Below are 3,706 nucleotides of genomic sequence, written 5' to 3' on the forward strand. Positions count from 1 at the left end.
TTCTAAACACCGACAAACCGCCCGGGCCGTTGGCCCCGGCGCCGCCGCGCTCAGTGGCCGGGTTATAGGCGGGACATCCCGAAGCTGTCAACGCCCTTCGTCAGAAAAACGTCACGCTGTGGACAGCACGAACGATTCGGATCGCGCGCACCGGACCGCGGACCATCGCAAAGCTCGAAGCGGATAGCGCTCGCATGCGGATTCACCGGGAAATTCCCGCGCAGCAGCGCGCATGGACGAGATCCAACTGAGCAAAAACGCACACTGCGTCAGTGGTGCAATTCAATCCGCACGATCGCCGGTATAGCGCGGCTAAACCGGATGCGGCTGACGTCAATCCTCCAGCCGGAGCGACACGTTGCACAGCGCGGCATCCTCGCGATCGGATTTCACCTCGAAGCCGAGCTGCCGGCACATCGCGAGCATAGTGGTATTATCATGCAGCACATCGCCGGAGATACGTTTCAGACCTTCCGACCTGGCGTATTCGATGATCAACTGCATCAGGGCCCATCCCAGCCCCCTGCCCTTCAGATCCGAGCGCAGCAGAACGGCGTATTCACCGCTCTGATAGAGCGAATCGGAATGCAGCCGGACGACGCCGACCATCTCGCCGGTCGCGGCATCGAAGGCGACGAAGGCCATTGCGCGCGCGTAATCGAGCTGCGTCAGGCGGGCGATGAAGGCATGGGTGAAATGCTTCATCGGCGCAAAGAAACGAAGCCGCCGGTCGGCGTCGCTGACATGCGCCAGAAACGCGTGGATGCCGGGCTCGTCCTCCGGGCGAATCGGCCGCACGAAGATGCGCCAGCCGTCCTTGAGGTCGAGATGGCGCTGCCATTGCGACGGCCACGGCCGCACCGCGAAGTTGGCCGGGCCCTTGCCGCTGAATTTTCGCGGCACCGCGCCGACCGCGACGCGGGCGTCGAGCGCCAGCACGCCGTGCTGATCGACCAGCAGCGGATTGATATCAAGTTCGCGGATCTCCGGCAGGTCCGCGGCCATCTGCGCCAGCCGGACCAGCGCCAGCGGCACCGCGTCGGTCTGCACCGGCGGCACGTCGCGATAGCCCGCCAACAGCCGCGATACCCGCGTGCGATCGACCAGATCGCGCGCCAGCGGCAGATCCAGCGGCGGCAGCGCCACGGCCTTGTCGTTGATGATCTCGACCGCGGTGCCGCCGCGTCCGAACACCACGACGGTGCCGAACACCGGATCGTCGGCGAGACCTAGGATCAATTCGCGGGCCTTCGGCCGCACCATCATCGGCTGCACGAGCACGCCGGAGATCCGCGCCTGCGGATGCAGATTGCGCGCGCGGGCGAGAATCTCGGCAGCCGCTTGGCGCACCGCCTCGACGCTGGTGAGATTCAGCACCACGCCGCCGACATCGGACTTGTGGACGATGTCGCGGGAAAAGATTTTCAACACCACGGTGGCCCCGCCGGCCAGAATTGCCGACGCATGCCGGACGGCCTCGTCGATATCCGCCGCGACAAAGGTCTCGATCATCGGAATCTGGTAGGCCTGCAGCAGCCGCCGGATCTCGTCCGGATCGAGCCAGCGCCGGCCCTCGCCGAGCGCCGTCGCCACGATCGCGCGGGCCGCATCGACATCGGCCACGAAGGATTCCGGCAGCGCCGGCGGCACCTGGGCCAGCGCCTCGACCAGTTCGCGATGCTGCACCAGGTGCATGAAGCCGCGCACGGCGTCGCCGCCGGTCGGGTAGTTCGGAATGCCGGCGGCGCTGAGCAGCGCGCGGATCCCGGGATCAGCGCCGACCCAGACGGCCAGCACCGGCTTGGCAAAGCCCCGATGGGTCTCGTTATACGCCTTGACCACCTGCGTCACGGCGCCGGCGATGTCTTCGGCGGAAGCAATCGCGGTCGCCACGTTCATTACCAGGATGGCGTCGTTGCCGGGATCGGCCAGCAGGATCTCGAGCGCCGCTACGTAGCGCGCGGCATCGGCGTCGCCCACGATATTGACCGGCCCTATGCCGGACCAGCTGCGCGGCAGCACGCCATCGAGTTGCGCGTGCGCGGCCGGCGACACCGTCGCCGGGCTGCCGCCGAGTTCGATCAGCCGGTCGACGGCGAGAACGCCGATGCCGTCGCCATTGGTGAGCACCGCCAGCCGCTTGCCGGCGGGCGCGCCGATTCGGCCCAGCGTCTCGGCGCAGTCGAACAACTCGCGCAGGTCCGACACCCGCAGCACGCCGGCACGGCGGAACGCGGCGTCGTAGACCGCGTCAATATTCGCCAGCGCAGATGTGTGGGTCGCGGCCGCCGCTGCGTCCTGCGCCATGCGGCCGGACTTGACGACAATCACCGGCTTGGTGCGCGCCGCGGCGCGCGCCGCCGACATGAACTTGCGGGCGTCCTTGATGGCTTCGACATACAGCAGGATGGCGCGCGTCTTGGCATCGAGCGCGAAGTAATCGATGAGGTCGGCGATATCGACATCGAGCTGGTCGCCGATCGACACCACGCCGGAGAAGCCGACCGAGCGCTGCGCCGCCCAGCCGACCATGCCGGCGGCGATCGCGCCGGATTGCGAGATCAGCGCCAGGTTTCCCGACTGCGGCATGTGCGCAGCGAAGCTGGCATTGAGAGACGCATTCGGCATCATCACGCCGATGCTTTGCGGGCCGATCAACCTTAGGCCATATCGGCGCGCGGTGGCTTCGACCGTATGCGCGAGCGAGCCTTCGCCGTCGCCGAGGCCCGCGGAAATCATCAGGGCGCCGGCGACGCCAAGCCGGCCCGCCTCCTCGATGATGTCAGGAATGAAAGTTACCGGGGCGGTGATCACCACCAGCTCCGGCACGAACGGCAGTTCGGCGAGGCGGCCAACCGTAGCGACGCCGGCGATTTCGCGGTGATGCGGATTGACGACGCCGAAGCTGCCCTTGAATTGCGCGTCGCGGATATTTTTCACTACCACCTGGCCCACCGATCCCGACCGCGGGCTGCCGCCGATCAGCGCAACCGAACGCGGCGCGAGCAGATTGCTCAGGCGATAGATGGACATCCGGCGGGCCCCGATCGAAGGAATTCGTGTGACGACGCCAACGTCATCGCGCGCCAGCATAGGCAAACAATGTGTCACGCGACAGGGCGGCATTGATTCGGAGAATGATGGATGAAGCTGCGAAGGTTGCTCGCGCCAGCGCGGGGAGCGCGGGCCATCGCGGTGAGGAGAGCTTCGAAATCCGGGCACAAAAAAACGCCGCCCCCTTTCGGGAGCGGCGTTTTATGTATCTGACATCGTTTTGTGAGGATCTTTGTGCTTTGCAGGCCTGGCAGCGACCTACTCTCCCAGGGCTTAAGCCATAGTACCATTGGCGCTGAGGAGTTTAACGGCCGAGTTCGGGATGGGATCGGGTTGAAGCTCCTCGCTAGAACCACCAGGCCGGCGAAGGACAAAGATACGAAGCAAGCTGTTGATCGTCATAGGCGCATTGCGCGCTTCTATGGATACAGAAAATGAGAGCAATCAAGCCAATCGAACGATTAGTACCGGTAAGCTACATGCGTTGCCGCACTTCCACACCCGGCCTATCAACGTGGTGGTCTACCACGGTTCTCAAGGGAATACTCGTTTTGAGGTGGGTTTCCCGCTTAGATGCTTTCAGCGGTTATCCCGTCCGTACATAGCTATGCAGCACTGCCGTTGGCACGACAACTGCTCCACCAGAGGTACG

The 3,706-nt window shown here is 65.0% G+C and carries 1 protein-coding gene and 2 rRNA genes; all 3 read right to left on the reverse strand.

All coding sequences use genetic code 11. The annotated features are described in order from the left end of the window. Nucleotides 1–333: 333 nt before the first annotated feature. On the reverse strand, nucleotides 334–3,033 hold the full coding sequence (locus JWR89_RS00275; protein ID WP_299710288.1) for a bifunctional acetate--CoA ligase family protein/GNAT family N-acetyltransferase: 2,700 nt from the start codon (nucleotides 3,031–3,033) through the stop codon (nucleotides 334–336). Between the two features lie 266 nt (nucleotides 3,034–3,299). Next, nucleotides 3,300–3,414, reverse strand: a 5S ribosomal RNA gene (gene rrf / locus JWR89_RS00280). A gap of 80 nt (nucleotides 3,415–3,494) precedes the next feature. Further along, nucleotides 3,495–3,706, reverse strand: a 23S ribosomal RNA gene (locus tag JWR89_RS00285); the annotation flags it as partial.

Source organism: Tardiphaga sp., from assembly GCF_028290785.1.
Classification (GTDB): domain Bacteria; phylum Pseudomonadota; class Alphaproteobacteria; order Rhizobiales; family Xanthobacteraceae; genus Tardiphaga.

Coding starts and splice junctions, on each gene's coding strand:
- JWR89_RS00275 (WP_299710288.1), bottom strand. CDS start 3,033: ATGTCCATCTATCGCCTGAGCAATCTGCTCGCGCCGCGTTCGGTTGCG.